The following is a 24832-nucleotide window of genomic DNA, read 5'->3' on the forward strand; positions in this document are numbered from 1 at the left end:
TGCGAATGGTACTAAAAAATGGTACTCAATTTATGAAGCGTAAACACCACATTACCTTGATGCAGATTTTCGCTCGTCCAGTCAGTGGTTCAGTTCGCTGGGTAGATGTGGAAGCATTGTTTGTCGGTCTCGGTGTTGAAATCAGCGAAAGAGAAGGCTCGCGTGTCGGTGTCGTTTTATTTGGCGAAGTTCGAGTGTTTCACCGCCCGCATCCATCGCCGGATACCGACAAGGGTGCAATTGCGAGCATCAGAAAATGGCTGGAAAGCCATGGAGTGAAGCCATGAAAAATGTGATTGATATCGACGGTCACAAAGCGGTCGTTTCGCTTGATCCGGAAATCGGTATGATCCGTGGAGAATTTCTCGGATTGTCCGGAGGCGCAGATTTTTATGCGAGGAGCGTCGATGATCTGATTGTTGAGGGTCGTAAGTCGCTCAAGGTTTTTCTTGAGATGTGTGCTGAGAAAGGCATTCCTCCATTCCGCGAATTCTCTGGTCGTTTCAATGTACGCCTTGCTGCGGAAGTTCACGAAGCTGCCGTCTTGGCAGCTGCTGCAGAAAACAAAAGTCTCAATGAATGGGTAGCCGACGCGATCGAGGCAGCTGCTCGCGCCGCGTGATCACCCTCCTGACATATTTTTTTACCTGAATTTCCACTCTTGAATCATTGGGGACTTGTCAGCGAATCAACTCTCTGATTCTTTAGGGACAAGCGTTAACTGATTTGAGTCGGCTGGTTTTGCCAGTCTCGGGTATCTGCGGTCTTGGCCGCCGGATGTGCGCGGACTCATGTCTGTTTTCAGCTTTGATGGGGAAGTGTTCGAGGGGTTGCCTTCATGGCGAAAAAGCATGTTGCGGTGCTAATGGGTGGCTTTTCATCGGAGCGTCCGGTGTCGCTGTCTTCCGGCAATTCATGCGCCGATGCTTTGGAGGCCGAAGGCTATACTGTAACCCGTGTCGATGTTACCCGCGATATCGCCAGCGTGTTGCGTGACCTCAAGCCTGATGTTGCCTTCAATGCGCTGCACGGTCCGTTTGGCGAAGACGGCACCATCCAGGGCATCCTGGAATATCTCGAAATTCCCTACACGCATTCAGGTGTGCTCGCGTCTGCTCTCGCGATGAACAAGGAACAGGCGAAGATCGTCGCCAAAGCGGCTGGCATTCCTGTGGCTGAAGCCAAGACCATGAACCGTCTGGACTTCACCTCGAAGCATCCGATGAAGCCGCCTTACGTCGTGAAGCCTGTGAGCGAGGGCTCCAGTTTCGGTGTCGTCATCGTCAAGGAGGATCAGCCTCATCCACCGCAGATCATCACCTCTGCCGAATGGAGGTATGGTGATAGCGTCATGGTCGAGCGCTACATCTATGGGCGCGAATTGACCTGTGCCGTGATGGGCGATGTGGCCATTGGCGTATGCGAAATCATCCCGGTCGGGCATCAGTTCTACGATTATGATTCAAAATATGTTGCAGGCGGATCAAATCATGTTGTTCCCGCTAAAATTTCACTAAAAATTTACCAAAAAATACAAACACTGGCACTCAAGGCGCATCAGGCAATTGGATGTAAAGGGATTAGCCGGTCGGACTTCCGTTACGACGACCGTTTTTCCGAGGATGGCGAGCTTATCTGGTTGGAAGTCAACACCCAGCCAGGCATGACTCCCACCTCTCTCGTGCCTGATATCGCCAAAGCTGCGGGGCATACCTTCGGTGAATTGTTGAGTTGGATGGTGGAGGACGCATCGTGTTTGCGTTGAAGGGCAAAAATGAGCACCCGCGAGGTGCTGCGCCGGTGCCTTCGGGCAGGTTGGCGACTTTTGGCCGTTTCCGGATCGTCTTGCCAAAAATCCTGCGCAAGCCTGTTCGCGTTCTTGCCCGCACCATCGAAGGCGAAGTCACCATTCCGAACCATGTCGGGACGTTCGGTGCCTTGGCTTTTCTGGCTTTGACCGGTGCCTATGGCGCAATCCTTGGCGGTCATGCGCCCGAAGTCGTCAAGGTTACAACCTCGACGTTCGGCTTCGCCATCGAAGATGTGAAGGTCGTCGGCAACAAGGAAACGTCGGAGATCGACGTTCTCGGCGCTCTTGGTCTTGACGGCGAGACATCGTTGGTCGGTTTGAGTGCTGCAGACGCCCAAAAGGCCGTAGCGGGATTGCCTTGGGTCGAATCCGTCGATGTGTTCAAGGTCTATCCGAACACGATCCAGATTTCGATCCACGAGCGCACCGCCTTGGCGGTCTGGCAGAATGGCGACCAGCTTTCGGTGATCGATGCCGATGGCCGCATGATCGTACCTTTCAATGGCGGTCGCAGTGCTTCATTGCCGGTGGTGATCGGTGCAGGTGCTGACAAGCAGGCAAAGCTTCTCCTGACGCAGATGGCCGCCTTCCCGCAAATCGCTGCCGAGGTCAAGGCCTATCAGCGGGTCGGAGATCGCCGTTGGGATCTGGTGCTGAAAAACGGCGTAAGCCTGATGTTGCCGGAATCCCGCATCGACGAGGCTCTCACTGATATTGCCAATATGGACAGCAAGGCAGGGCTTCTGTCTCGCGATATCGCATCGGTCGATATGCGCCTGACGGACCGCGTGGTTGTCAGGCTGACGCCAGAAGCAATGGTACAGCGCGTTGAGTATTTGAAGGCCCGTGACAAGGCGCCCAAGCGTTCGGAGAAGCGTGTATGAGTATTCTGAACGGAAAAGGTTCATCGACAGGAGCGCCATCCGCCAAGCGGACGCGCTCGTTGACAGTTCTGGACATCGGTTCGAGCAAGGTCTGCTGCATCATCGCGCGTTTGCGTCCGCGTGAGGAAAGCGCGCATCTGCCAGGCCGTACACATCGCATCGAAGTCTTGGGAATTGGCCATCAGAAGTCGCGTGGCATCAAGTCGGGCGTTATCGTCAATCTGGATGCTGCCGAGCAGGCGATCCGTCTTGCCGTCGATGCCGCGGAGCGTATGGCGGGCCTCACGGTCGACTCGATGATCGTCAATATTTCGGCGGGCCGCCTGAAGAGCGAAAGCTTTTCCGCCAGCATCAATCTTGGTGGCCATGAGGTCGATCAAGCGGATATCCGCAGGGTGCTTGCAGCCGGAGCCAAGCAGGCGCTTGCCGCTGAACGTCATCTCGTGCATTCGCTGCCCATCGCCTATGGTCTCGATGGTGAGCGCGGCATTCGCGATCCGCTCGGCATGATTGGCGATACGCTCGGCGTCGAAATGCACGTTCTGACTGCCGACGCAGCGCCGCTGCGCAATCTCGAGCTGTGCGTCAATCGCTGTCATTTGTCTGTCGAGGCGATGATCGCAACGCCCTATGCCAGCGGTCTTTCAGCACTCGTCGATGATGAGGCCGAGATGGGCGCTGCCTGCATCGACATGGGTGGTGGCACGACAACGATTTCCGTGTTCTCCGAAGGCAAATTCATCCATGCCGATGCTATCGCTATTGGCGGCAATCATGTGACCATGGATGTTGCGCGCGGCCTTTCCGCTCATATGGACGACGCGGAGCGGCTGAAGGTCATGCACGGTTCGGCTCTGCCAAGTGCCGCTGATGATCGCGATATGATCAGTGTCTCGCCGCTGGGCAATGATGCCCGCGATGTTCCCAATCAATATCCGCGCGCGGTACTGACCCGCATCATCCGCGCCCGCGTTGAGGAAACGCTGGAACTTGCGCGTGATCGCCTCAACCAGTCCGGCTACGGCCAGATTGTCGGCAAGCGCGTGGTGCTTACGGGCGGTGCCAGTCAGTTGGCGGGATTGCCGGAGGCGGCGCGCCGCATCCTGGCTCGCAATGTGCGTATTGGTCGTCCTCTTGGTGTCACGGGGCTTCCCGAGGCAGCCAAGGGGCCGGCTTTCTCTGCAGCGGTTGGTCTTCTGATTTATCCGCAAGTGGCAGGAATTGAGGAGCGTTCTGTAAAGGCTGGTTCATCTTCGTTGATGACAGGCACAGGTGGGCGTTTTCAGCGTATCGGCCAATGGCTGAAAGAGAGTTTTTAATCAATCGGGGAAACCCAAAAAAACACCGCAGCGGCGAGGCGGTAGAGACGAAAAGGAACGAAACAAATGAGTATCAATCTGCAAAAGCCGGACATTACCGAGCTTAAGCCACGGATCACCGTATTCGGTGTTGGCGGTGGTGGTGGCAACGCGGTCAATAACATGATCAATGCCGGTTTGCGCGGCGTTGAATTCGTTGTGGCCAATACCGACGCACAAGCGCTGTCGCAGTCAAAGGCTGAACGTCTGGTTCAGCTTGGTGCCGCTGTGACCGAAGGCCTTGGTGCAGGCTCGCAGCCGGAAGTTGGCCGCGCGGCAGCCGAAGAATGCATCGACGAGATCAATGATCATCTCCAGGGCACGCACATGTGCTTCGTCACTGCCGGAATGGGTGGGGGCACCGGTACCGGCGCCGCGCCAGTCGTTGCCCGGGCGGCACGCGAAAAGGGTATTCTGACCGTTGGCGTCGTCACCAAGCCTTTCCATTTCGAAGGTCAGCGCCGCATGCGCACCGCCGATATGGGTATTGCCGATCTTCAGAAGAACGTCGATACACTCATCGTCATTCCGAACCAGAACCTCTTTCGCATTGCCAATGACAAGACGACCTTTGCGGATGCCTTCGCGATGGCCGATCAGGTTCTCTATTCCGGTGTTGCTTGCATCACCGATCTGATGGTGAAGGAAGGCCTGATCAATCTCGACTTTGCCGATGTTCGTTCGGTCATGCGCGAGATGGGCAAGGCGATGATGGGGACGGGTGAAGCCTCCGGTGACGGCCGTGCAATGGCAGCGGCAGAAGCTGCAATCGCCAATCCCCTGCTTGACGAAACTTCCATGCGTGGCGCCAAAGGTCTGCTGATTTCGATCACCGGTGGCCGCGACATGACGCTCTTTGAAGTCGATGAGGCTGCTACCCGTATCCGTGAGGAAGTTGACCAGGATGCCAATATCATCCTCGGCGCAACCTTCGACGAAAGCCTCGAAGGCATCATCCGCGTCTCTGTCGTGGCAACTGGCATCGATAAGCAGATTGGAGAGTCGGCGCCCGCGCCGATCGAATTTCGCCAGCCTCTGAAGCCGATTGCCAAGCCCGTTCAGCAGGCCGCCGCAAGTACAAATGCACGTCCGGTTGTTCAGCAGCCCGCGGCACGGGCAGCGGACCCAGTAGCCGATGCGATCCGCGCTGCAGAGCAGGAGGTGGTGCAGCGTGCTCCACAGCCCGCCGAGGAATTCCGCCCGCAGAGCCGCATTTTCCAGGCTCCGGCGCCGGAGGTCTTTGATGCTCCCTTTGCTGCCGCGCCTCAGGCTCCTGTGCATCAGCCTGCTCCGCAGATGCAGGTTGCACCTGCACCGCAGCCGGCTGCCCCACGCATGCCGAATGTCGCTGATTTCCCGCCTGTGGTTCAGGCAGAACTCAACGCCCGCGACATGGGAAGCCGTGAGAGCAATCGCGAACCTTCCTATGACAGCCAGGAAGACCGTGGGCCGATGGGTCTTCTCAAGCGCCTCACTGCCGGTTTGACTCGCCGCGAAGACGAGACCGCCCGGCTCGAACCAGCGCAGCCGCGGGAACCCGCAATGCGTCCGGTCGAACAGCGCCGTCCGCTTTCGCAGGATGCGTCGATCTATGCGCCGCGCCGTGGACAGCTCGATGAGCAGGGTCGCGTTCAGTCGCAAGCGCGCCAGGCTTCCGAAGACGATCAGCTTGAAATCCCGGCGTTCCTTCGCCGTCAGGCCAACTGATCTGATCACGGATTGTTAAAGGATATGAATTCCGCCATTGCCTCAATGGCGGAATTTTTCTTTCAAGCCATTGAAAGGTCACAGAAACGACTTAGCTGATGGCGCAGTGGTTTCGTTACAAACGTCGCGAAACCGTGATTTTGCTTCATGGGATGCCGACTGTATCTTGCGCCGCAAAATAACGATGAGCGATGCTGATTCCAGAAACGTGCAGCGCCGCAAGTTAATGTCGGAAACCGGATGGATGATCCGGGCGGTACATGGGCACGAGGTTTCAATTTGCGCGACTACCAGACAACGATTGCCGAGCGAATAATCCTTTCAGGAGCTGGCGTGCACAGCGGTGCGCCGGTGACGATTGCTTTCGTCCCGGCCGATCCCGATACGGGCATCGTTTTCCACAGGCTCGACGGAAGTGGCGCCAGCCACGAAATCAAGGCGCTTGTATCGGAAGTCGGGACGACCGATCTGTCGACAACGCTTGCCAACAGGGCAGGGGTGACGATCAGCACAGTCGAGCACGTCATGGCAGCAATTGCCGGTTCGGGCATCGACAACATGATCATCGAGATCGATGGCCCGGAAGTGCCAATTCTCGACGGAACATCCTCGGTGTTCCTCGACACATTCGAGCAGGCCGGTTTTGTGCGGCAAGCGGCAAAACGCCGTTTCATCCGGATACTCAAGACATCGCGCATTGAGGCCGGGGCATCCTGGGCCGAGTTCCGTCCTTATGATGGAACGCGCTATGAGGTCGAAATCGATTTTGAAACGCCGGTCATCGGCCGTCAGAAATTTGCCGCTGATATGGATGAGGCGGTCTTCCGCAAGGAGATTTCGCGGGCGCGCACCTTCGGTTTCATGCGCGACGTTGAAAAGCTCTGGGCGGCAGGCCTGGCGCTGGGTTCATCACTCGATAACTCGCTGGTCATCGGCGATGATCATTCCGTCATCAATCCGGGTGGCCTTCGCTACAAGGATGAGTTTGTTCGTCACAAGGCGCTGGACGCCATCGGCGATCTTGCCCTCGCTGGTGCGCCGTTCATTGGCTGCTTCCGCTCTTATCGCGGCGGGCACCGGCTGAATGCTGCGGCGCTCCGCGCACTGCTCTCCGATCATACGGCGTTCGAGATCGTCGAAATGGCCGGTAAACGCGGCCAATCGCGCGGCGCATCGCTTGTTGCGGTAAACGCCCCTGTTTTTGCGCCTTGGGCGATCTGAAGCCTATTAGTACGCTGGTATCGCATTGTGCACCGCTTGCAGCATGATCGATGCAAGGCGTGCGGTTGCCGGATCTGATTGCGCTTGCGATCGATGAAGGACAAGCCCGAGAGAGGGTAGCGGTGGCAGTCCGCTGTCGGCTGGCACCAGAGGTTGTACGCTTGGCGGTAGCCCGAACGGGGTGCGAATGGTTACGCCGAGGCCCGCTACCGTTGCAGCCCATAATCCCGACAGGCTCGGACTGACAAACGACTGCCGCCAGGGTATGCCAGCGCGGTCAAGCGCGTTTGTGGCGGCAGTACGCAAGAGGCAAGGGGCTTCCAGCGACGCCAGAGCTAGTGGTTCGTCCGCAGATGCTCGCCAATTCCTTGGATCGCCGGACGGACCAACCCAGCACATTGGCACCTCCCTGATGTGCTCGGAGTGAGGCGTCGTCACAGATCCGTCGTTCCAGGCCAACGCCAGGTCAAGGCGATCGGATGTGATGCGATCGATCAACTCCACATTGCGTGCTACCCGGGCCTCGATTCGCACCTTTGGATGAGCGCGGGAAAACTGTCCAAGAACGTCCGGAAGAATGGTTTCGCCGAAATCCTCCTGCAGTCCAAGCCGCACCCATCCTGCAAGCTCGGTGCCATGAATTGCCGTTGCAGCTTCGTCGTTCAGGTCGAGTAGCCTGCGTGCATAAGCCAGCATCGTCTCGCCGGCTTCTGTCAGCGCCAGCCCGCGCCCGGCTTTGATGAAGATCGGCGTTTCCGCCTGCTGTTCGAGTTTCTTCAATTGCGCGCTGACCGCCGATGTGGATCGGCCAAGCCGGCCCGCTGCTTTGGCAAAACTGCCAAGTTCCATGCCGGTCGCAAAAGTGCGCAACACATCAAGATCGAAGGTAACCCGTCGCATTTTAATTGTCCTAGTTTTTGGAACTATTAGTACAAAACTTTCCGATTTTCAGGATGATGATGCCGCTCTATAAAAGCGGCGTCAAGAGTTTTAAAGAAAGGATAGTTCCATGCCATTCACACGCATTTCGCTCCTTGAAGGAAAATCCCCCGAGTATCTGGCAGCCGTTTCCGATAGCCTGCATCGAGCCATGGTCGAAACTTTCAATGTTCCGCCTGACGATCGTTTCCAGGCCATTCACCAGCATCGCCCGGGTGAGTTCGTGTTCGACCGCAACTATTTTGGTGGTCCGCGTTCAGACGACTTCATGGTGTTCGCGATTGCCATCGGCAGACCTCGCGATGCCGCGACGAAGCAGGCATTCTACAAACGTCTGGTCAAGCTGCTCAGCGAGGCGCCCGGCGTTCGACCGGAGGACGTCATGATTATCATCAGCACTTCAAGCCGGGATGAGTGGTCCTTTAGTAATGGTGAAGCCCAGTTGCTTGAAAACGCCTAGTTGAAACAAAATAAGCGAATCTTAGGGATTTGCAGTTCATTTTCGGCTCCGCCACAAAATTGGACGATTACATGGCAATAAGATTGCTGATTCTCGTCGCTTGTGGTTTATGACCGCCCAACCGACGGTAGATTGACTATGCCTAGAGTGTGGGATGCAAACGTGATATCGGGTTTGCGATCATTGCTCTCAAATTATTTTATGGGGCCGGAAACAGCATGGCGAATAGCAGAATGTCGATAAGTAAAGGCTTTGGGGGCAAGGCCAGGATGGCCTTTCTACTCCTTCCAGTCGCCAGCGCTATAGCCATTTCCGGTTGTGCTTCGAAGGACGACGACATCGATCTCAACGCCTATGTCGACACGATCGAACCTGCAGACGTTCTTTATAACCAGGCTCTGGCCAATCTGAATTCCGGCCGCCTCGATGAGGCGGCCAAGAAATTCGATGCTGTCGACCGTCAGCACCCCTATTCGGAATTTGCCCGCAAATCGCTCGTCATGGGTGCCTTCGCCAATTACCGCGCAGGCAAATATGACGAGGCGGTTGCCATGACCAAGCGCTACATTGCGTTGTATCCAACGCAGCCAGAGGCGGCTTACGCTTATTACATCACTGGCCTTTGCTACTATCGCCAGATCCCCGATGTGACGCGCGAGCAAAGCATGACTCGCCGCTCGATTGCTGCGTTCAATGAGGTGGTCGAACGGTACCCCGATTCCGAATATGTCGAGGATTCCAAGCAGAAAATCCGCTTCGGCCGCGATCAGCTTGCCGGCAAGGAAATGCAGGTTGGCCGTTACTATCTCGAGCGCAAGGAATATCTGGCAGCGATCAAGCGCTTCCGCGGCGTTGTCGAGCAATATTCGAATACGCGGCAGGTGGAGGAAGCCTTGGCCCGTCTGGTCGAAGCCTATTACGCCCTGGGTATCACCAACGAAGCCCAGACAGCGGCGGCCGTTCTCGGCCAGAATTATCCGGATAGCGAGTGGTACAAGGACAGCTATAAGCTGCTGCAAAGTGGCGGGCTTGAACCTCGGCAGAATTCCGGCTCATGGCTATCGAAAGCCGCGGAGGCTATCACTGGTGGCAAAGACGGCGTCTAAAGCAATTCCAGGAAAAGTGGGAACCGGTTTTCCGTCCGGAATTGCGTAAAACGAAGAAACCATAACCCGAGCAACCATGCTTTCGCATCTGTCGATCCGCGATATTGTTCTGATTGAACGGCTCGACATCGAGTTTCGCGAAGGTTTGTCGGTGCTGACCGGCGAGACAGGTGCTGGTAAATCGATTCTGCTTGATGCTCTGTCCCTCGCCCTGGGCTCGCGGGGCGATGCCTCGCTGGTGCGTCATGGCGCGGAGCAGGGGCAAGTTACTGCCGTTTTCGATGTCGTTGGAAGCCATCCGGCTCGCGCGCTGCTGCGTGAGAACGATATTGACGATGATGGCGATATCATCCTGCGCCGCGTGCAAAATGCCGACGGCCGCAGTCGGGTTTTCATCAATGATCAGGCCGCAAGTGTCACGCTCCTGAAGGAGCTCGGCCGCAGGCTTGTCGAAATCCATGGCCAGCATGACGACCGTGCGCTTGTCGATCTCGATATCCACCGTACACTGCTTGACGCCTTTGGAGCGCTTGAAATCAAGGCGGCGCTTGTACGCACACTTCACAAGACCTGGCGCGATACGGAACACACTCTGGTCCGTCACCGTGCCAAGGTGGAAGCGGCGACCCGCGAGGCCGATTATCTGCGCGCCTCGGTCGAAGAACTTGCCAAGCTCGATCCGGAACCGCTGGAAGAAGAGACACTGGCGATCAGGCGGACGGACATGATGCGTTCGGAAAAGATCGCTGGCGACGTCAACGATGCCAACGAGGTGCTGTCCGGTAACGCGTCTCCCGTGCCTTCTCTTGCCAGCCTGGTCCGCAGGCTGGAACGCAAGGTGCCGGAGGCTCCGCAGCTGCTGGAGCCGGTCGTCAAGGCCATCGACGAGGCTCTGAATGCGCTGGCGGAAGCGCAAAACGGCATCGAACAGGCGATCCGTGCCATCGATTTCGACCCGCGTGTGCTTGAGCAAACGGAGGAACGGCTCTTCGCATTGCGTGCCGCGGCGCGAAAGTATTCCGTTGCAGTCGATGATCTTCCCGCGCTGCGTGACCGGATGGATGCGGACCTTGCCGATATCGACGCGGGGGCCGAGCGGCTGGCCGCGCTCGAAAAAGAGGCGCAGGCCGCACGCGACGCCTATGATCTGGCGGCGCTCGCACTTTCAAATGACCGCCGCGAGACTGCCGAGCATTTGAAACAGGCTGTCATGGCGGAGCTGCCGGCGCTGAAACTCGAGCGCGCCGAGTTCATCGTCGAGATGAAGACGGATGCACAGAGCCGCACAGCGGATGGGATCGACACGGTCGAATATTGGGTGCGGACAAATCCGGGCACCCGCGCCGGTCCCATGATGAAGGTCGCGTCTGGCGGTGAGCTCTCGCGTTTCCTGCTGGCGCTGAAAGTAGCACTTGCCGATCGCGGCTCGGCGCCGACGCTGGTGTTCGACGAGATCGACACAGGCGTGGGCGGTGCGGTAGCCGACGCCATTGGCCAGCGCCTGCGACGTCTTGCAGGTAATGTGCAGGTTCTTTCCGTTACGCATGCGCCGCAGGTTGCCGCGCGAGCTCAGACGCATTTCCTCATCGCCAAGGCGGCCGCTGGCAATGACCGCGTGGCGACATCCATACGGGCGATGGAAACCGGCGACAGGCAGGAAGAAATCGCCCGCATGCTGGCCGGCGCCAGCGTCACCGATGAAGCGCGCGCAGCAGCAGTGCGGTTGCTCCGGGAAAACGCGGCAGTGATTTAGCCTGATGTCAGGAACTGGCTGCTGTTGCGTCGGATGCGCACTTTGAACGATGCTTTTCCAATTCTCTTACGCTAGGGTCAGGACTCATTGATATGATCGAAATGGCGCATGAAACGGCAAGAAGGTGCGAGGAGAGATGTGAAGGGCGGGGTCTTTCCCCCGGCCGAGCAGTTCGACACTGCAGCTTGCAGCCGTTTCGGCGTCCGCAGGATAGGGTCCATTTGCCCGGCTACTTTGTCGCAAAGGCTCGACAATGGATAAACATTGCCATCGCCTTTGCTCCTCGTATCCGAACAAATGGCCTCCTACCATTTCGATCAGATCAATGAGTCCTGACCCTAATCTCCCGCCCGAATCCGTATTTTCAGCGTCGGACAAAACATGGCAGATATTCCCGTAGAACAGTTGAGCGAGGCGGACGCCACCGAGGAGCTTGGCCGCCTTGCAGCCGAGATTGCCCAGCACGACTACCGCTACAATACGGAAGACGCTCCGATCATCTCGGACGCCGAGTACGATGCGCTGCGCCGCCGCAATCTCGCAATCGAACAGCGTTTTCCGCATCTGAAGCGTGAGGACTCGCCATCGAACAAAGTTGGTGCCGTCGCATCGGAAAAGTTCGGCAAGGTGACCCATTCAATTCCGATGCTGTCGCTGGATAATGCCTTTCATGACAGCGACGTCGAGGATTTCGTCGGCCGCATCCGCAGGTTTCTCAAGCTTGGAGCCGAGGCGAAAATAGGCATTACGGCGGAACCCAAGATCGATGGCCTGTCGCTTTCCTTGCGCTATGAGCTTGGCAGGCTGGTGACGGCGGCGACCCGCGGCGACGGCACCACAGGCGAAAACGTTACGCTCAACGCCCGGACAGTTGCGAGTATCCCCAATGTGCTCAGCGGCAAACCGCCGGAGGTGCTGGAGGTGCGCGGCGAGGTCTATATGAGCCACGCGGATTTCGCTGCGTTGAACGAGCGGCAAGCCAAGGATGGCAAGCAGATTTTCGCCAATCCGCGTAATGCGGCAGCGGGTTCCTTGCGCCAGCTCGACCCCACGATCACTGCTTCGCGGCCGCTGCAATTCTTTGCCTATGCCTGGGGCGAGGTCAGCGACATGCCTGCCAAGACGCAAATGGGTATGGTCGAAGCATTCAAATCCTATGACTTCCGCGTCAATCCGCTGATGCAACGGTTCGAGACGGTAGAAGCACTGGTGAAGCACTATCACCAGATCGAGGAACAGCGGGCGCTGCTCGGCTACGATATCGATGGCGTGGTGTACAAGGTCGATGAGCTGGCGCTGCAGCAGCGTCTCGGCTTTGTCTCGCGCAGCCCGCGCTGGGCAATAGCACATAAATTCCCGGCCGAGCGGGCGATGACGATCCTCAAGGGTATCGACATTCAGGTCGGACGTACCGGCGCGCTGACACCGGTCGCTCGGCTTGAGCCTGTCACGGTTGGCGGGGTGGTCGTCACCAATGTGACCCTGCACAACGAAGACTACATCAAGGGTATCGGTCAGAATGGCCAGCCGATCCGTGAGGGGCGGGACCTGCGCATTGGCGATACGGTCGTGGTGCAGCGTGCAGGCGATGTCATCCCGCAGATTGTCGATATCGTCGCCGACAAGCCGCGCGGAACGACGCCCTATAAATTCCCGGATATTTGCCCCGCCTGCGGTTCCCACGCGGTGCGCGAGGAAGGCGAGGCGGTGCGGCGCTGCACGGGCGGGTTGATCTGCCCGGCGCAGGCGGTGGAGCGCATCCGGCATTTCGTCTCGCGCAACGCCTTCGATATAGAGGGCCTCGGCGAGAAACAGGTGGAGTTCTTCTTCAAATCGGAAGATCCGGCGCTGCATATCGGTACTCCTGCCGATATTTTCACATTGAAGAAACGTCAAGCCGACTCGCTAACCAAGCTCGAAAACATCGATGGTTTTGGCGCAACTTCAGTCAAGAAGCTCTACGACGCGATCGACGACCGGCGCGAAGTTTCGCTGAGCCGCTTTGTTTACGCGCTTGGCATTCGCCATGTGGGTGAGGTCAATGCCAAGCGGCTCGCCCGAGCCTATCGCTCCTATGATGCGCTTGCCAGTGTGGCCATGGCTGCCAACCCCCCCAGAGATAAAGCCGACAAGGGCAATGATGCGTGGCGCGAGCTGAACGAAGTCGAAGGCATCGGTAGCATTGTCGCCGAGGCGCTGGTCGATTTCTATGCCGAGGAGCACAATCGCCACGCTCTCGATGCGCTGCTCGCCGAAGTCACGCCGCTCGATGAGGAAGTCAGAACCGTGAGCCACTCGCCGGTGGCAGGCAAGACCATCGTCTTCACCGGGTCACTCGAGAGGATGTCGCGCGACGAGGCCAAGGCTATGGCCGAACGTTATGGCGCCAAGACGGCGGGTTCCGTCTCCAAGAAAACCGATCTCGTGGTGGCAGGGCCCGGAGCGGGATCGAAACTTGCGCAGGCCCAGACTCTCGGCATTGAAGTCATCGATGAGGATTCCTGGTTTACACTGGTGGGCGCATGAGCGACGTGGTTTTCAAAGGCTTCGGCGAAAAGGCTTTGCCTTTTCTGAAAGCGCTCGATTTTCACCAGAACCGCGAATGGTTTCTGGAGAACAAGGATATATTTGAGGCTCATCTTTATGAACCGCTGGGCGATCTGGTTGAAGATCTGATGGCCCGGTTCGAAAAGGCGGGTCTGCCGTTCCGGGGCGATCGCAAGAAGTCGCAGTTCCGTATCAAGCGCGATGTGCGCTTTTCCAAAGACAAGAGCCCGTATAACCGCCACTTGTCCGCACTTCTTTCGCCAGACGGCACAAAGTGGGCCGAAAGCGGCTGTTTCTATGTCTGCATCGGCCACGAAGATTATCGCGGCTGCTATGCCGCTGTCGCATGGTGGCAGCAAAAACCGGAACTCCTGCTGGCGATGCGCAAGGCCATAGTCGAAAAGCCGGAAAACTATCGCGCCATGGTCAAGGCGCTCAAGAAAAATGGGCTGGCGATGAAAGATACGGACGCATTGAAGCGTACGCCGCGTGGATTTGAATCAGTCACGGATGCTGATTTGATCGAGGCGTTGCGCAACCGGAATTTCGTCGTCCGCTATCCAATCGATCCCGCCGATATCACTTCGCCAAAGCTTGCGGATGATCTTCTTGAATTTGCTGTGAGGGCCAAACCGCTGATCGATTGGGGCAGGGCGATCGAGGGCACTGCAACTGCTTGATCCACCATGCCGTTCACGAAAATGAAATCCCGGTAAAAATCATATTATTAATGTTGACTTTGCTACTCAACTTTTAGTACTGAACATTTGTACAGCGTGAACACACGCTTCATTTGCTCAGCAAGCCACTGACCCACAACGGTATTTTCGTGTGACGTAAGCCAGCCAGGCATTCTCTTTGGGTTTGGGGAACTGGGACATGGCTAAAAAGACTCTGCTCGCGCGCCTTATGTGTGGCGGCGCCGGTACATTGGTGATGGTTGGATTGAGCACTGGCGCATCGATCGCGCAAAACACCACAAACACTGGCGATAATATCGAACTCGAAACAATCGTCGTAAAAGGGGCGCGTCCAAAAGCGGCCGAGGGTGAAAAATCCCGATTGACCACCGTGACTGACCGGCAAGAAATTCAGGAGCGCATGGTCGAGAGTTTCGAGGATCTTGGGCGCCGCGTCGATGCGGGCGTCAATTTCAACACGCAAAACAATAGTATTAACTTGCGGGGCCTCGATGAGAATCGTGTCCTGACGACCGTCGACGGCATACGCGTGCCGTGGCTGACCGACCCCCGCAGCAATGCGGGCGGGCTGAACGCCGTGGATTTTGACGGCCTTTCCGCAATCGACATTACCAAGGGTGCCGATTCCAGCCGCTATGGCTCGGGCGCTTTGGGCGGCGTTGTACAGCTGCAGACGCTCGATCCGGAGGACCTTTTGACGGACGGACGCAATTGGGGTGCTATAACCAAGGGCGTCTATGACAGTGCTGACCAGAGCTGGCGCACGAATGCTGCGGTAGCAGCGCGCGCCAACGATACGGAATTCCTGATCCAGGGCGGATATAGGCAAGGACATGAATTCGAAAACATGGGCGACGTTGGCGGTTATGGCGCAACGCGAACTGAAGCCAATCCATTAGACTTCGACCAAGGCAATTTTCTCGCCAAGATTTATCAGAATGTCGACGGTGGTCATCGGTTTGGCATAACCGGCGAATATTTCAAGCGCGATGCGGATATCGATGACAGGATCGGTTCGACGGCGAGCTACGTTCGAGGAAGTCTCGAATCCGGCGATGATGTCGAGCGCAAGCGGATATCCGCGAGCTACGACTATATATCGCCTGACAAGACCGGCTGGATCGATGAGGCGCATGCCATAGCCTATTGGCAGCAGCAGATCCTCACCAAGACAACAGACGGCGTTCGCGTCCGCGACGGTCGGTCATTTATCATCCGCGGCGACCCATTCTTCTACGGCTATCCCTCCGGCGTCTACACGCGCGATAACGAGCTGAAGCAGGACAGCTACGGCCTCACCGGCAATGTTCTGAAAAGCACCGAGATCGGCAATCTTACACACACATTCCGTGTCGGCGGAGAAATCTACCGCCAGGACCTGCACCAATATTCAGCAGGCGTCGACAATTGTCCCGATGTCGATTGGTCCACGATTCCACAACCGTTCGGTCCGCAATCGTGCCGGATGCTGCATTCCAACTCGTCCGATATGCCAGACGTCGAATCCCTCGCGGTCGGCCTCTATGCCGAGGACGATATCGATGTCCTGAATGGCCGTGTGACAATCACACCCGGCGGACGTTTTGACTGGTATGATCATCGCCCGCAATCGACTGCTGCTTATGAGGCTGGTCCCAATTTCGACGGTACGATACCTTCCGCCAACAGCGACTCGCGCTTCTCTCCCAAGCTCCGCGCAACGTGGCACGCTGCTCCGGACCTCGACTTCTACGCTCAGTGGGCACAGGGGTTCCGCGCTCCAACCGCGCTGGAACTCTTCCAGAATTACGGTGCGCCGGGCTCCTACGCCAGAATCGGCAATCCCGATCTGAAGCCCGAAACCAGCAACGGTTTTGAAATCGGCGCGAAACTCGAAAACGAGACTTATGGATTTGGCGGCAGCATCTTCAACAATTACTACCGCAACTTCATCGAGGAAGTGACGATCGCGCCTCCGGGCGGTGAATTTCCGGTCGGCGGTATTACGGGTTATGCCAATCTCGACCGCGTTCAGATTTATGGCGCGGAACTTCGCGGCCATGTGAACTTTGCCGATCATTGGCGCACCTGGGCCTCCGTCGCATGGACAGTCGGCAAGGACACCGAGAATGACGAATATCTGAACTCGGTGCCGCCGGTTCGTGCGATCGTCGGGCTGGGATATGCGGTGGAAGATTGGGGCAGTGATGTGTCTCTGACCATGGCCTCGCGCCGTGACAAGGTCAGCGACGGCGGTTTCGTTGCCCCCGGCTATGCGCTGGTCGATACTACCCTCTGGTGGGAACCGAAATTCGCCAAGGGAATGAAGCTGCAGGCGGGCATTTTCAATGTCTTCGACACGAAATACTGGAACGCGCTCGATGTGCCGGATTCAATTTCGCCTGCAATCGCAGATCGCTATACGGAAGTTGGCCGCAGCTTCCGTGTTTCGCTGACGCAGAAGTTCTGAGCTATAGCGGCGGATTGCAAATCTCCTGTGCGTGGTTCGACTTGGTGAGCCCCGTCGAACCACGCACAGCACTTCCGCAGATCATCAATTACTCAAGCCACTCGGTTACGAACACCTCGTTGGCGTGGATATCGATTGTCTCCAGTATGCCCGGCCCGAGGTTTTCAAACTTGTGCGGCGTGTTGGCCGGCGAAACGACGATCTGACCTTCATGAGCCTCGATGATTTGATCCCCGACAATAAACCGCGCACGGCCTTTGCGGATGATGAATGTCTCCGTATAGGGATGCTTGTGTAAACGCGGCCCGGCGCCAACCCGCTCCTGATGGTTGAAAATCACCGAGATGTTGGTTCCGTAAGGCTTGCCCGTGACCTCTCCCCGCCAATGCTCGGGATCGGTCGCCCAGACATCGCGTTCTATTATATGCGGCATTTTTGGTCTCCCTTGTCTCGTCGATGCAAAATAATCGTGGCAAAATCACCTGACAAGAACGGATGCATTCCCGATCACTGCAGTGACATTGATGGTATCAATCAACAAATGTGACGTGACAGCCAGATGAAGCTGGCCTAGAGCAGACCAATGGACGAACAAGTATATCAACGGCAATCGGTTCCCGCCGAACCAGGCCGCGCGCGCACCCAGTTCTGGGAAGGCTTCGCCAAAGGCCTGCCCATCATGGTAGCTTCGGCGCCGTTCGGGCTGCTGTTTGGCGCGCTGGCCGTTGACAATGGGTTCACGGTGTTTCAGGCGGTGCTGATGAGCGCCGCGATTTTTGGCGGTGCAAGCCAGATGGTCGGTATCGAACTGTTCGGCCACAATGTCCCTGCCTGGCTGATCGTCTTTTCCATTTTCGCCGTAAATTTCCGCCATGTGCTCTATTCGGCGGCGGTGGGACGGCGCATCGGCCACTTCAAACCGCTCCAGAGCGCTCTCAGCTATTTCCTTTTGACCGATCCTCAATATGCGGAAACCGAGAAGCGCGCAGAATCCGCGAAACCGGTGACCTTCATCTGGTACCTTGGCGTCGCCACGCCGATTTACGTAATGTGGGTCACGGAAGCCTGGATCGGCGGTTTGTTCGGCAATCTGATATCCGACCCGCATGCTCTTGGAATCGATATGCTGCTGCCGATCTATTTTCTCGGTTTGGTCATGGGGTTTCGCAAGCGCGATAACTGGGCGGCGATCGTCATCGCCAGCGCCGTAGTCTCGATCATTGCCTATAAGACGATTGGCTCGCCCTGGCACGTCAGTATTGGCGCCCTTGCTGGTATTCTGATGGCTGTGATTGTCGCTAAACCAGAAAAACCGCAGGGGCAACGCTGATGTCCTCGATAACGTGGATCATAATCGCCGGCGCAGTTCTGACGTTCCTGACGCGTATCGGCGGTCATCTGGTGCTCTCGCGCTTCGAGCGCATCCACCCTCGTGTCGAAGTTGCGCTCAATGCGGTGCCTGCCGCGGTTTTGACGACGCTTGTTGCTCCTGCGGCGGCGGAAGCCGACTGGCGCGGATTGATCGCGCTTGGCTTCGCCGGTCTTGTGGCGCTGCGCTTCAATGCGCTGACCATGTTTCTCGCTGGGGGAGCGGTCATCATCCTGCTGCGGCAGTTCTCCTGACACAAACTAGCTCTCATGGCCGAAAGGCTCGGTCGTGCTGATCAGCCATTCGCGCGCCGGACCATTCGTGTGCGGCAGCAACGCCTCGCGAACCCTCGCGTGATACGCATCCAGCCAAATAAGCTCTTCCCGTATCAACAGACTGGTATCGATCAGCCGTCTGTCGATGGGGCAGAGCGTAATCGTCTCAAAGCCCATCATCGGAATATCGCCACCTTCCGGCACTTCCGGCTCGGTGACGATCAACAGGTTTTCGGTACGGATGCCGTAGGCACCGGGCTTGTAGTAGCCGGGCTCGTTGGAAAGGATCATGCCCGGCAGCAGTTCGTGCACGCCGCGCTTCGATATGCTCTGCGGCCCCTCATGCACAGACAGGAATGAACCCACCCCGTGCCCGGTGCCATGGCCATAATCATATCCCTGTTTCCACAGGGCGATGCGGGCAAGCACGTCGATGTCCATACCGCGTGTTCCCTTCGGAAAGCGCGCAGTCGAAATGGCAATCATGCCCTTGAGCACCAGTGTGAATTTGCGCTTCATATCATCTGAAGGCTTGCCGATCGGCAGCGTGCGGGTGATGTCGGTGGTCCCGTCGCGATATTGGCCGCCGCTGTCGATCAGATAGAGCTCACCGTCCTCCAATGTGCGGTTTGACGCTGTGCTGACACGGTAATGCGCGAAGGCTCCATTCGGTCCAGCACCTGAAATGCTGTCGAACGAAAGATTTTCCAACGGCATCTGGAAGCTCTCCGCCACAGTCTGGCGGGTTTCTTCAAGTTTCGTTGCCGCAATGATCTCATCGATCGTGCCAGGCGCCTGGCTATCGATCCAGGACAGGAAGGATACCATTGCTACGCCATCGCGCTCGTGCGACCTGCGCGCGCCTTCAAGCTCGACCGCGTTCTTGAGTGCGCGCGGCAACCGCGCCGGGTCGAGGCCGTCCACGACTTTCCCGCCGGCTTTTTCGATGATCAGACGCAGCTTTTCTGCCGCCAGCGCCGGATCAAGCATCACGATCTTGCCCTCGGCGGCAAAGCCCGCAACGTCTCCTTCAAGGGTCGACGGTGCGCGCAACGTCGAAAGCTGGGTGAGATAGGCTTCCGTTTCGATCGGCAGCTTGCGCTTGTCGATAAAAAGCAGCGGTTCGCCCGATGCCGGAATCAGCGCGAAGGCGAGGGGAAGGGGTGTATTGCTGACATCATTGCCGCGAATATTGAAAGCCCAGGCAATCGAGGATGGATCCGTGAGGATCGTCGCGTCGGCTTTGGCTTTGGCAACGGCTTCGGCCAGTTCATGCAGCTTCTGGCTTGCCAGCTTGCCTGCATATTTCTCCGGCTGGATCGTGACGGCTTCCAGCGGCGGAGCTGGCTGATCTTCCCAGATCAAGTCGACCAGATTGTCTTTGACCGCAACGAGAGTGCCGCCGTTTTTCTCCAGAGCCTCGCGCAACGATTTGGTTTCGCTGATCGTGTGCAGCCAGGGGTCGAACCCGATGGTCAGCTTCTTCTCGACATTTCGTAGCCACACCGGCGGCGGCGTGTCGACAAGGCTTTCAATGGTGAAAACATCCGGGTCGGTCTGCTCAACCGCCTGCAACGTATAGCGGCCGTCCACGAACAGATAGGCCTTGTATTTCATAATTAGAGCAACGCCTGCAGAGCCAGTAAAACCGGTCAGCCATGCCAGACGGCGGGCCCGGGCAGGCACATATTCGCCCTGGTGTTCATCGGCGCGCGGCACGAGAAAACCGTCGAGGCCAAGGTTTTCGAGTTCGGCGCGCAGCTTGGCGACACGGGGCCCTCCGGTGGTAGGATTGCTTGTGACCTCAAACGACTGGAACATGGGAATCTGGACCTCTTTGGTTAGCGTACGACCCAAAAATCTTTGCGATTTTTTAAACAAGGATCATGGCCAATGATAGGGTCGAAACCTAGCCTCCCGTTTTCGGGCGCGCAATGGAGGAGTGCATTTGGCAACCGATTTAATCGGGGGCTTTGGTTTGGCTGCCCGTCGTTCGATGGGAGATGGCGTTGGTCCCCTAACAACTCCGCTTGATGGAGAAAAGCTCGTCTTGAGGGGGCTTACAGCTCAAGTGGAAAAGCCGTTGGTTCCCAATAGTCTGTCAGGCCAAGGGTTTCGATCGAGCTCGCCTGCTGCTTGCGCAGAAAAGTGACAAGGGCCCCCCGGTCTCGTTTCTTCAGGAGTTCGTAGTATGTCGGCAAATGATCCACCCAGCCCTTGGCAATGCCCACATCAACAAGGCGAATCGCCTCGTCGAGATCGCCTTTCGCTATGGCGATATGGACCATAAGGGTAAAATCGAAGGAAAAGGTAAGAATATATTCCTATAATCGATCAAGACTGTCAATTGGAATGTGGGAATACACTTCGAAAAGGTTCTAGTGCGTTGCGTTAGCCTTCAGATGCAGCGTAACCCAGCCCTCGCGGCGCAATGTCTTCATATGAAACAGGCCCTGCACGCGGTAGGCGGCGAGGACCTTCTCCCGTTGCGCTTCGAGAATACCCGAGAGGATGAGCGAACCACCCCAGGCGAGGTGTTTGCACATTTCAGGAGCGAGCTGCATCAACGGCCGTGCAAGGATGTTTGCGACGATGAGATCGAAGGGCGCGGCGGCGCGTATTGCCGGATGATGAAACCCCGTTGCGGTTTCGGTCTGTATCCGGGCGGCAACGCCGTTCTTCACCACATTCTCCTGCGCCACGGCGACCGCGACCGGATCGATATCCGTTGCCAGAATCCGGATAGGCGCAAGCTTGGCGATGCCGATGGCAAGCACAGCGCTTCCCGTTCCAAGGTCAAGCGCATTGCGCGGATGTTCGCGCCGGATCACTTGGCTGATCATGTCGAGACAGCCGGAAGTGGTGCCGTGGTGGCCAGTACCGAATGCTTGTCCAGCATCGATTTCGATACCGAGTTCATTGACGCGGCGTTTTTCGCGATCATGCGAGCCATGCACGAAGAAGCGACCCGCGCGTACCGGCTTCAACCCTTCCAGCGAATGCGCGACCCAATCGATGTCCGGCACCTGCTCACGCTTCAATTCGAGGCCGAAGGTGTCGCTGCCCGGAGCAATTCCAGGCAAAGTGCCAAGCGGTTTTCCGTCTGGAATTGCGACAAAACCAAGAGATAAAACATCGCGAATGCGCAGCTCGATTTCGTCGGGCTCGAATGTGTAGACCGAAACCTCGAATATTTCACGATCCTCATCGATTTCGGCGTTTGAGACCGGCAGACCGTCCTCCTCGAATTCACGTTCGAGCTTGGTGAAGATGCGCTCGGCTTCGATCTTGCCGGCGGTAACGAAAAGACGGGTCTGGGTGGTCATTCGAGAAGTTCTCTGCTCTAGGGTCTGTCGAGATTCATGTCAGGGCGAGGCGAAAACGGTGATTTTCGAGCACCGGAGCGCAGTGTATATTTGGTACGTGAGCACCGGAGCGCAGAAAAACGCCGTTTGCAGGCCGCCTTGACGTGAAATCTAGCTTTTGGCGAGGCGTTTCAGTTTCTCGACAGCCGTATCAGGATTTTCGCCATAGGCAATGGTGCCGAAGAAACCGCCCTTGCTGTCGAGAAGAAAGATCGAGGCGGTATGGTCCATCGTGTAATCGCTGCCTTCGACGGAGACCTTTCGCGCAAAGACGCTATAACCCTTCAGCATGGCTGTGATCTTGTCGGGATCGCCTGTCACGCCCGTGATCCGGTCAGACACGTTGCTGACATAGGATTTCATGACGGGGACAGTGTCCCGTTCCGGGTCAACCGTGACGAAATAGGCGTTGACGTCCGCGCCCTCCGTGCCGAGTTTCTTGAGCCAGCCGTCAAGCTCGAACAATGTCGTCGGACAGACTTCCGGGCAATGGGTGAAGCCAAAGAATATGGCGGATGGCTTTTGCCGGAATGCCGCCTCTGTGATTGGTTCGCCGTTCATCGTCGTAAGCTGGAAGGACGTGCCGAATGGCCCCTGATTGCCGGCCGTCGTCTGGCGTGACGACTGGAAGGTGATCCAGCCCGCAGCCCCGGCAAGAAGTGCAATCGCCACGATCAAGAAAGGCAGCAGACGTTTGTTCATGAATGATTACTCAGGGACCGCGAGGCGACTACATGCACCAGGCCAATCCCGCGTTGATGAGGGAAAGGAAGATGGAATCGCCTTTGTTGAACCATGCAGCAAAGGTGAGCCCCGAGGCTACGGATGCGCCGAGCGCAAGGGCTGCATAGAGCACCATTCTCGGTGTGCTGATGGAGGATGACGTTTTCATGGTTTGATTATAGGATTTCGGCTGGGTTTATGCAAACAAGTGACGGGGCCTTTTCAACTCGTCAACGACCGCAAGGGATACGTTCCATGCTCGCGCATGCCGCATAGCTTCCTGATCAGCAGTTCCATTTTTTCATCGCCGAAACGGGCTAGGATTTTCTCGGCGCGTGCGAAGGCCGGCCTTTCGGCATCGGGAAAATCGGACGGCTTCAGGCTGCTTCCCGATACCAGCGCCCCGGCGATATAGCCGCAAAATTCCGCGAAAGTTCGCTCATCGAACGACAAGCTCGCAAAGCCGCCGGGGCCAAAATCGACGGGGGCGCTTTTCAATGAGGGATGGTCGGTGACAATGATGCTTTCGATGCGACGGCCAAAGCTCAGGACTGCGAGCAGCTTGCCGCATAGAACGCTCATCAAGGCGCGGCGCAAGTGATGATCGGTTTCAGCAGCATTGGACATGCCAGATACTATTTCATATTTTTTTCGCGCTCGACACCAGCTAGCCCATTTACCCTTAACGGCTCATCTTGCCCGCATTCTTGCAAACTTCTTGTGAATTGAGGACTGGGCAGCCAGACCGATTTGATTTTATTGACAGATCTGGCACCTAGTCACCTTTTGTGCAAAAGAATCGACTGAACAATTCGAGAAAGATCATGGCCGACAAACACGATCCGCGCTTCCAGAATGACCAGCCGCGTATCCATCCGAGCGCGCAGCTGAAAGGCGTCACGCTCGGCAAATATACTGAAGTGGGTGAGCGCGTCATCCTGCGCGATGTGACCGCCGGTGATTTTACCTATTTCGAACGGCACAGTGAGGGAATCTATGCCGACATCGGGCGGTTTTGCTCGATTGCAGCAAACGTTCGCATCAACGCACTCGAACACCCGATGGAGCGCCTGACGACGCACAAGATCAGCTACCGGCCAAACGAGTTCTTCAAGTACCAGGGCATCGACAATGTCTTTCGCGCACGCCGGCAAGCGAAACGCGTCGGGATCGGCCATGATGTCTGGATCGGGCATGGCGCTGTGATCATGCCGGCAGTCCAGATCGGTCATGGCGCAGTCGTTGGCGCCAACGCGGTGGTGACCAGAAATGTCGCGCCCTATACGATCGTCGCGGGCAATCCGGCCCGGATGCTCCGCCTTCGCTTCCCCGAAGAAATTGCGGCCCGACTGCAGCGGCTTGCCTGGTGGGACTGGCCACCAGAAATGATCTTCGAAGCAATCCCGGATATCCAGTCACTCGGCATCGAGGATTTCCTGGCGAAATGGGAGCGTTAGAGCAATTCCAGCAAAAGTGGGAACCGGTTTTGCGTCCGGAATTGCGTAAAAACAAAGAGTTAGAGCATTGCAGTAACTCGATTGAAAACGGAAATGCTCTAAACATTCGTTCGCCATTTGCTTGCAATCATTCCGCGCAGTATCCAACTGTGTTTTGCCCCAACGTCAAACCCTCGGGAGTTTTCTGATGAAGCGCACCCTTGCTGCACTGGCCCTTCTAGGCGCCGCAGTCCTATCTGCTCAGGCCGAAGAAGTTGGCAAGGTCGGCGTCGACTGGCTCGGCAATGATATCGTCATCGATGCGGTCACCGATCCGAAGGTGCAAGGCGTTACCTGCCATCTCGCATCATTCTCGCGCGGCATGATCGACCGGCTGCAGAAAGGCAACTGGTTCGAGGATCCGTCCAATGCCTCGATTTCCTGTCAGCAGACCGGCCCGATCACGATTGACGATATCGAGCTGGGCGAAGGTGGCGAGCGGGTATTCTCCGAGCGCACCAGCCTCATCTGGAAGAAGCTCGTCATTACGCGCATCTACGACAAGCCCAACAACACGCTGATTTATCTTGCCCATGCCACGCAGGTTCAGGATGGCTCAGCCAAAACGTCGATCTCGACGATCCCGCTCTTTGCGGGAAATGTCAGCTGGTCCAAAGGCAAGCCTGAGTAATCATCCCTGCTTTTGGATTGGACGAACGATCTTATACC

The 24832-nt window shown here is 57.0% G+C and carries 25 protein-coding genes; 17 read left to right on the top strand and 8 right to left on the bottom strand.

The window, feature by feature from the left end:
- The first annotated feature begins 5 nt into the window (after positions 1 to 5).
- From N8E88_RS23955 to lpxC, 7 genes are all read left to right on the top strand, one after another.
- The gene (locus tag N8E88_RS23955; protein WP_262292771.1) at positions 6 to 287 is read left to right on the top strand and encodes a type II toxin-antitoxin system HicA family toxin; all 282 of its coding nucleotides are present in this window, start codon (positions 6 to 8) and stop codon (positions 285 to 287) included.
- Entirely contained in the window at positions 284 to 622 is a 339-nt protein-coding gene (locus N8E88_RS23960) for a type II toxin-antitoxin system HicB family antitoxin (protein WP_262292772.1), read from the top strand. The genes N8E88_RS23955 and N8E88_RS23960 overlap by 4 nt, the downstream gene beginning before the upstream one ends.
- Positions 623 to 838: 216 nt before the next feature.
- Positions 839 to 1765, top strand: a complete 927-nt coding sequence (locus tag N8E88_RS23965; RefSeq protein ID WP_262292773.1) for a D-alanine--D-alanine ligase — start codon at positions 839 to 841, stop codon at positions 1763 to 1765.
- Complete coding sequence (locus tag N8E88_RS23970) at positions 1753 to 2694, top strand: cell division protein FtsQ/DivIB (RefSeq protein WP_262292774.1); 942 nt, start codon at positions 1753 to 1755, stop codon at positions 2692 to 2694. The genes N8E88_RS23965 and N8E88_RS23970 overlap by 13 nt, the downstream gene beginning before the upstream one ends.
- Positions 2691 to 4013, top strand: coding sequence for a cell division protein FtsA (gene ftsA, locus N8E88_RS23975; protein ID WP_262292775.1), 1323 nt, complete (start codon positions 2691 to 2693; stop codon positions 4011 to 4013). Before N8E88_RS23970 ends, ftsA begins: the two co-directional genes overlap by 4 nt.
- 66 nt (positions 4014 to 4079) lie before the next feature.
- Positions 4080 to 5759, top strand: coding sequence for a cell division protein FtsZ (ftsZ, locus tag N8E88_RS23980; protein ID WP_262292776.1), 1680 nt, complete (start codon positions 4080 to 4082; stop codon positions 5757 to 5759).
- Positions 5760 to 5999: 240 nt separating this feature from the next.
- Positions 6000 to 6980: a UDP-3-O-acyl-N-acetylglucosamine deacetylase gene (lpxC, locus tag N8E88_RS23985; RefSeq protein ID WP_262292777.1), complete on the top strand. Its 981-nt coding sequence runs from the start codon at positions 6000 to 6002 to the stop codon at positions 6978 to 6980.
- A gap of 6 nt (positions 6981 to 6986) precedes the next feature.
- Here the strand turns inward: lpxC and N8E88_RS23990 are convergent, their stop codons facing one another.
- Positions 6987 to 7880, bottom strand: a complete 894-nt coding sequence (locus N8E88_RS23990; protein WP_262292778.1) for a LysR substrate-binding domain-containing protein — start codon at positions 7878 to 7880, stop codon at positions 6987 to 6989.
- A 109-nt stretch (positions 7881 to 7989) separates the two neighbouring features.
- Here N8E88_RS23990 and N8E88_RS23995 point away from each other — a divergent pair, with 109 nt between their 5' ends.
- From N8E88_RS23995 to N8E88_RS24020, 6 genes are all read left to right on the top strand, one after another.
- On the top strand, positions 7990 to 8379 hold the full coding sequence (locus tag N8E88_RS23995) for a tautomerase family protein (protein ID WP_262292779.1): 390 nt from the start codon (positions 7990 to 7992) through the stop codon (positions 8377 to 8379).
- A 269-nt stretch (positions 8380 to 8648) separates the two neighbouring features.
- Positions 8649 to 9485: an outer membrane protein assembly factor BamD gene (locus tag N8E88_RS24000; RefSeq protein ID WP_262295600.1), complete on the top strand. Its 837-nt coding sequence runs from the start codon at positions 8649 to 8651 to the stop codon at positions 9483 to 9485.
- A gap of 76 nt (positions 9486 to 9561) precedes the next feature.
- Positions 9562 to 11238 (top strand): DNA repair protein RecN, encoded by a 1677-nt coding sequence (recN, locus tag N8E88_RS24005; protein WP_262292780.1) that lies wholly within the window; start codon positions 9562 to 9564, stop codon positions 11236 to 11238.
- A gap of 381 nt (positions 11239 to 11619) precedes the next feature.
- Positions 11620 to 13764, top strand: coding sequence for an NAD-dependent DNA ligase LigA (gene ligA / locus N8E88_RS24010; protein WP_262292781.1), 2145 nt, complete (start codon positions 11620 to 11622; stop codon positions 13762 to 13764).
- On the top strand, positions 13761 to 14465 hold the full coding sequence (locus N8E88_RS24015; protein ID WP_262292782.1) for a DUF2461 domain-containing protein: 705 nt from the start codon (positions 13761 to 13763) through the stop codon (positions 14463 to 14465). The genes ligA and N8E88_RS24015 overlap by 4 nt, the downstream gene beginning before the upstream one ends.
- A 199-nt stretch (positions 14466 to 14664) precedes the next feature.
- Entirely contained in the window at positions 14665 to 16935 is a 2271-nt protein-coding gene (locus tag N8E88_RS24020; protein ID WP_262292783.1) for a TonB-dependent receptor, heme/hemoglobin family, read from the top strand.
- A gap of 88 nt (positions 16936 to 17023) precedes the next feature.
- Here the strand turns inward: N8E88_RS24020 and N8E88_RS24025 are convergent, their stop codons facing one another.
- On the bottom strand, positions 17024 to 17368 hold the full coding sequence (locus tag N8E88_RS24025; protein ID WP_262292784.1) for a cupin domain-containing protein: 345 nt from the start codon (positions 17366 to 17368) through the stop codon (positions 17024 to 17026).
- A 150-nt stretch (positions 17369 to 17518) separates the two neighbouring features.
- Here N8E88_RS24025 and N8E88_RS24030 point away from each other — a divergent pair, with 150 nt between their 5' ends.
- Positions 17519 to 18265, top strand: a complete 747-nt coding sequence (locus N8E88_RS24030; protein ID WP_262292785.1) for an AzlC family ABC transporter permease — start codon at positions 17519 to 17521, stop codon at positions 18263 to 18265.
- The gene (locus tag N8E88_RS24035) at positions 18265 to 18558 is read left to right on the top strand and encodes a branched-chain amino acid transport AzlD family protein (RefSeq protein WP_262292786.1); all 294 of its coding nucleotides are present in this window, start codon (positions 18265 to 18267) and stop codon (positions 18556 to 18558) included. Before N8E88_RS24030 ends, N8E88_RS24035 begins: the two co-directional genes overlap by 1 nt.
- A gap of 6 nt (positions 18559 to 18564) precedes the next feature.
- Here N8E88_RS24035 and N8E88_RS24040 read toward each other — a convergent pair whose 3' ends face one another.
- From N8E88_RS24040 to N8E88_RS24065, 6 genes are all read right to left on the bottom strand, one after another.
- Positions 18565 to 20400 (bottom strand): aminopeptidase P family protein, encoded by a 1836-nt coding sequence (locus N8E88_RS24040; protein ID WP_262292787.1) that lies wholly within the window; start codon positions 20398 to 20400, stop codon positions 18565 to 18567.
- Between the two features lie 239 nt (positions 20401 to 20639).
- A complete protein-coding gene (locus tag N8E88_RS24045; protein ID WP_262292788.1) occupies positions 20640 to 20867 on the bottom strand; it encodes a hypothetical protein in 228 nt (75 codons plus the stop codon).
- Positions 20868 to 20957: 90 nt separating this feature from the next.
- Positions 20958 to 21905, bottom strand: coding sequence for a 50S ribosomal protein L11 methyltransferase (locus N8E88_RS24050; protein WP_262292789.1), 948 nt, complete (start codon positions 21903 to 21905; stop codon positions 20958 to 20960).
- Positions 21906 to 22055: 150 nt separating this feature from the next.
- A complete protein-coding gene (locus N8E88_RS24055) occupies positions 22056 to 22646 on the bottom strand; it encodes an SCO family protein (RefSeq protein ID WP_262292790.1) in 591 nt (196 codons plus the stop codon).
- Between the two features lie 28 nt (positions 22647 to 22674).
- A complete protein-coding gene (locus tag N8E88_RS24060; protein WP_262292791.1) occupies positions 22675 to 22836 on the bottom strand; it encodes a hypothetical protein in 162 nt (53 codons plus the stop codon).
- Between the two features lie 53 nt (positions 22837 to 22889).
- Positions 22890 to 23294 (bottom strand): hypothetical protein, encoded by a 405-nt coding sequence (locus N8E88_RS24065; RefSeq protein WP_262292792.1) that lies wholly within the window; start codon positions 23292 to 23294, stop codon positions 22890 to 22892.
- A 197-nt stretch (positions 23295 to 23491) separates the two neighbouring features.
- On the opposite strand from N8E88_RS24065, the gene N8E88_RS24070 reads away from it, so the two are divergent.
- Entirely contained in the window at positions 23492 to 24124 is a 633-nt protein-coding gene (locus N8E88_RS24070; RefSeq protein WP_262292793.1) for a DapH/DapD/GlmU-related protein, read from the top strand.
- Positions 24125 to 24311: 187 nt separating this feature from the next.
- The gene (locus N8E88_RS24075; RefSeq protein ID WP_262292794.1) at positions 24312 to 24794 is read left to right on the top strand and encodes a CreA family protein; all 483 of its coding nucleotides are present in this window, start codon (positions 24312 to 24314) and stop codon (positions 24792 to 24794) included.
- The last annotated feature ends 38 nt before the right edge of the window (positions 24795 to 24832 follow it).

The sequence above is a fragment of the Phyllobacterium zundukense genome (genome assembly GCF_025452195.1).
GTDB lineage: Bacteria > Pseudomonadota > Alphaproteobacteria > Rhizobiales > Rhizobiaceae > Phyllobacterium > Phyllobacterium zundukense_A.

What these genes read in the sequence shown, in the direction of transcription:
- N8E88_RS24035 (WP_262292786.1), top strand. Translation starts at nt 18,265, where the DNA reads ATGTCCTCGATAACGTGGATCATAATCGCCGGCGCAGTTCTGACGTTC.
- N8E88_RS23995 (WP_262292779.1), top strand. Translation starts at nt 7,990, where the DNA reads ATGCCATTCACACGCATTTCGCTCCTTGAAGGAAAATCCCCCGAGTAT.
- N8E88_RS24060 (WP_262292791.1), bottom strand. Translation starts at nt 22,836, where the DNA reads ATGAAAACGTCATCCTCCATCAGCACACCGAGAATGGTGCTCTATGCA.
- N8E88_RS24050 (WP_262292789.1), bottom strand. Translation starts at nt 21,905, where the DNA reads ATGACCACCCAGACCCGTCTTTTCGTTACCGCCGGCAAGATCGAAGCC.
- ftsA (WP_262292775.1), top strand. Translation starts at nt 2,691, where the DNA reads ATGAGTATTCTGAACGGAAAAGGTTCATCGACAGGAGCGCCATCCGCC.
- N8E88_RS24070 (WP_262292793.1), top strand. Translation starts at nt 23,492, where the DNA reads ATGGCCGACAAACACGATCCGCGCTTCCAGAATGACCAGCCGCGTATC.
- lpxC (WP_262292777.1), top strand. Translation starts at nt 6,000, where the DNA reads ATGGATGATCCGGGCGGTACATGGGCACGAGGTTTCAATTTGCGCGAC.
- N8E88_RS24055 (WP_262292790.1), bottom strand. Translation starts at nt 22,646, where the DNA reads ATGAACAAACGTCTGCTGCCTTTCTTGATCGTGGCGATTGCACTTCTT.
- ligA (WP_262292781.1), top strand. Translation starts at nt 11,620, where the DNA reads ATGGCAGATATTCCCGTAGAACAGTTGAGCGAGGCGGACGCCACCGAG.
- N8E88_RS24075 (WP_262292794.1), top strand. Translation starts at nt 24,312, where the DNA reads ATGAAGCGCACCCTTGCTGCACTGGCCCTTCTAGGCGCCGCAGTCCTA.
- N8E88_RS23990 (WP_262292778.1), bottom strand. Translation starts at nt 7,880, where the DNA reads ATGCGACGGGTTACCTTCGATCTTGATGTGTTGCGCACTTTTGCGACC.
- N8E88_RS23965 (WP_262292773.1), top strand. Translation starts at nt 839, where the DNA reads ATGGCGAAAAAGCATGTTGCGGTGCTAATGGGTGGCTTTTCATCGGAG.
- N8E88_RS24025 (WP_262292784.1), bottom strand. Translation starts at nt 17,368, where the DNA reads ATGCCGCATATAATAGAACGCGATGTCTGGGCGACCGATCCCGAGCAT.
- N8E88_RS24020 (WP_262292783.1), top strand. Translation starts at nt 14,665, where the DNA reads ATGGCTAAAAAGACTCTGCTCGCGCGCCTTATGTGTGGCGGCGCCGGT.
- N8E88_RS24045 (WP_262292788.1), bottom strand. Translation starts at nt 20,867, where the DNA reads ATGGTCCATATCGCCATAGCGAAAGGCGATCTCGACGAGGCGATTCGC.
- N8E88_RS23955 (WP_262292771.1), top strand. Translation starts at nt 6, where the DNA reads ATGGTACTAAAAAATGGTACTCAATTTATGAAGCGTAAACACCACATT.
- recN (WP_262292780.1), top strand. Translation starts at nt 9,562, where the DNA reads ATGCTTTCGCATCTGTCGATCCGCGATATTGTTCTGATTGAACGGCTC.
- ftsZ (WP_262292776.1), top strand. Translation starts at nt 4,080, where the DNA reads ATGAGTATCAATCTGCAAAAGCCGGACATTACCGAGCTTAAGCCACGG.
- N8E88_RS24040 (WP_262292787.1), bottom strand. Translation starts at nt 20,400, where the DNA reads ATGTTCCAGTCGTTTGAGGTCACAAGCAATCCTACCACCGGAGGGCCC.
- N8E88_RS24030 (WP_262292785.1), top strand. Translation starts at nt 17,519, where the DNA reads ATGGACGAACAAGTATATCAACGGCAATCGGTTCCCGCCGAACCAGGC.
- N8E88_RS24000 (WP_262295600.1), top strand. Translation starts at nt 8,649, where the DNA reads ATGGCCTTTCTACTCCTTCCAGTCGCCAGCGCTATAGCCATTTCCGGT.
- N8E88_RS24015 (WP_262292782.1), top strand. Translation starts at nt 13,761, where the DNA reads ATGAGCGACGTGGTTTTCAAAGGCTTCGGCGAAAAGGCTTTGCCTTTT.
- N8E88_RS23960 (WP_262292772.1), top strand. Translation starts at nt 284, where the DNA reads ATGAAAAATGTGATTGATATCGACGGTCACAAAGCGGTCGTTTCGCTT.
- N8E88_RS24065 (WP_262292792.1), bottom strand. Translation starts at nt 23,294, where the DNA reads ATGTCCAATGCTGCTGAAACCGATCATCACTTGCGCCGCGCCTTGATG.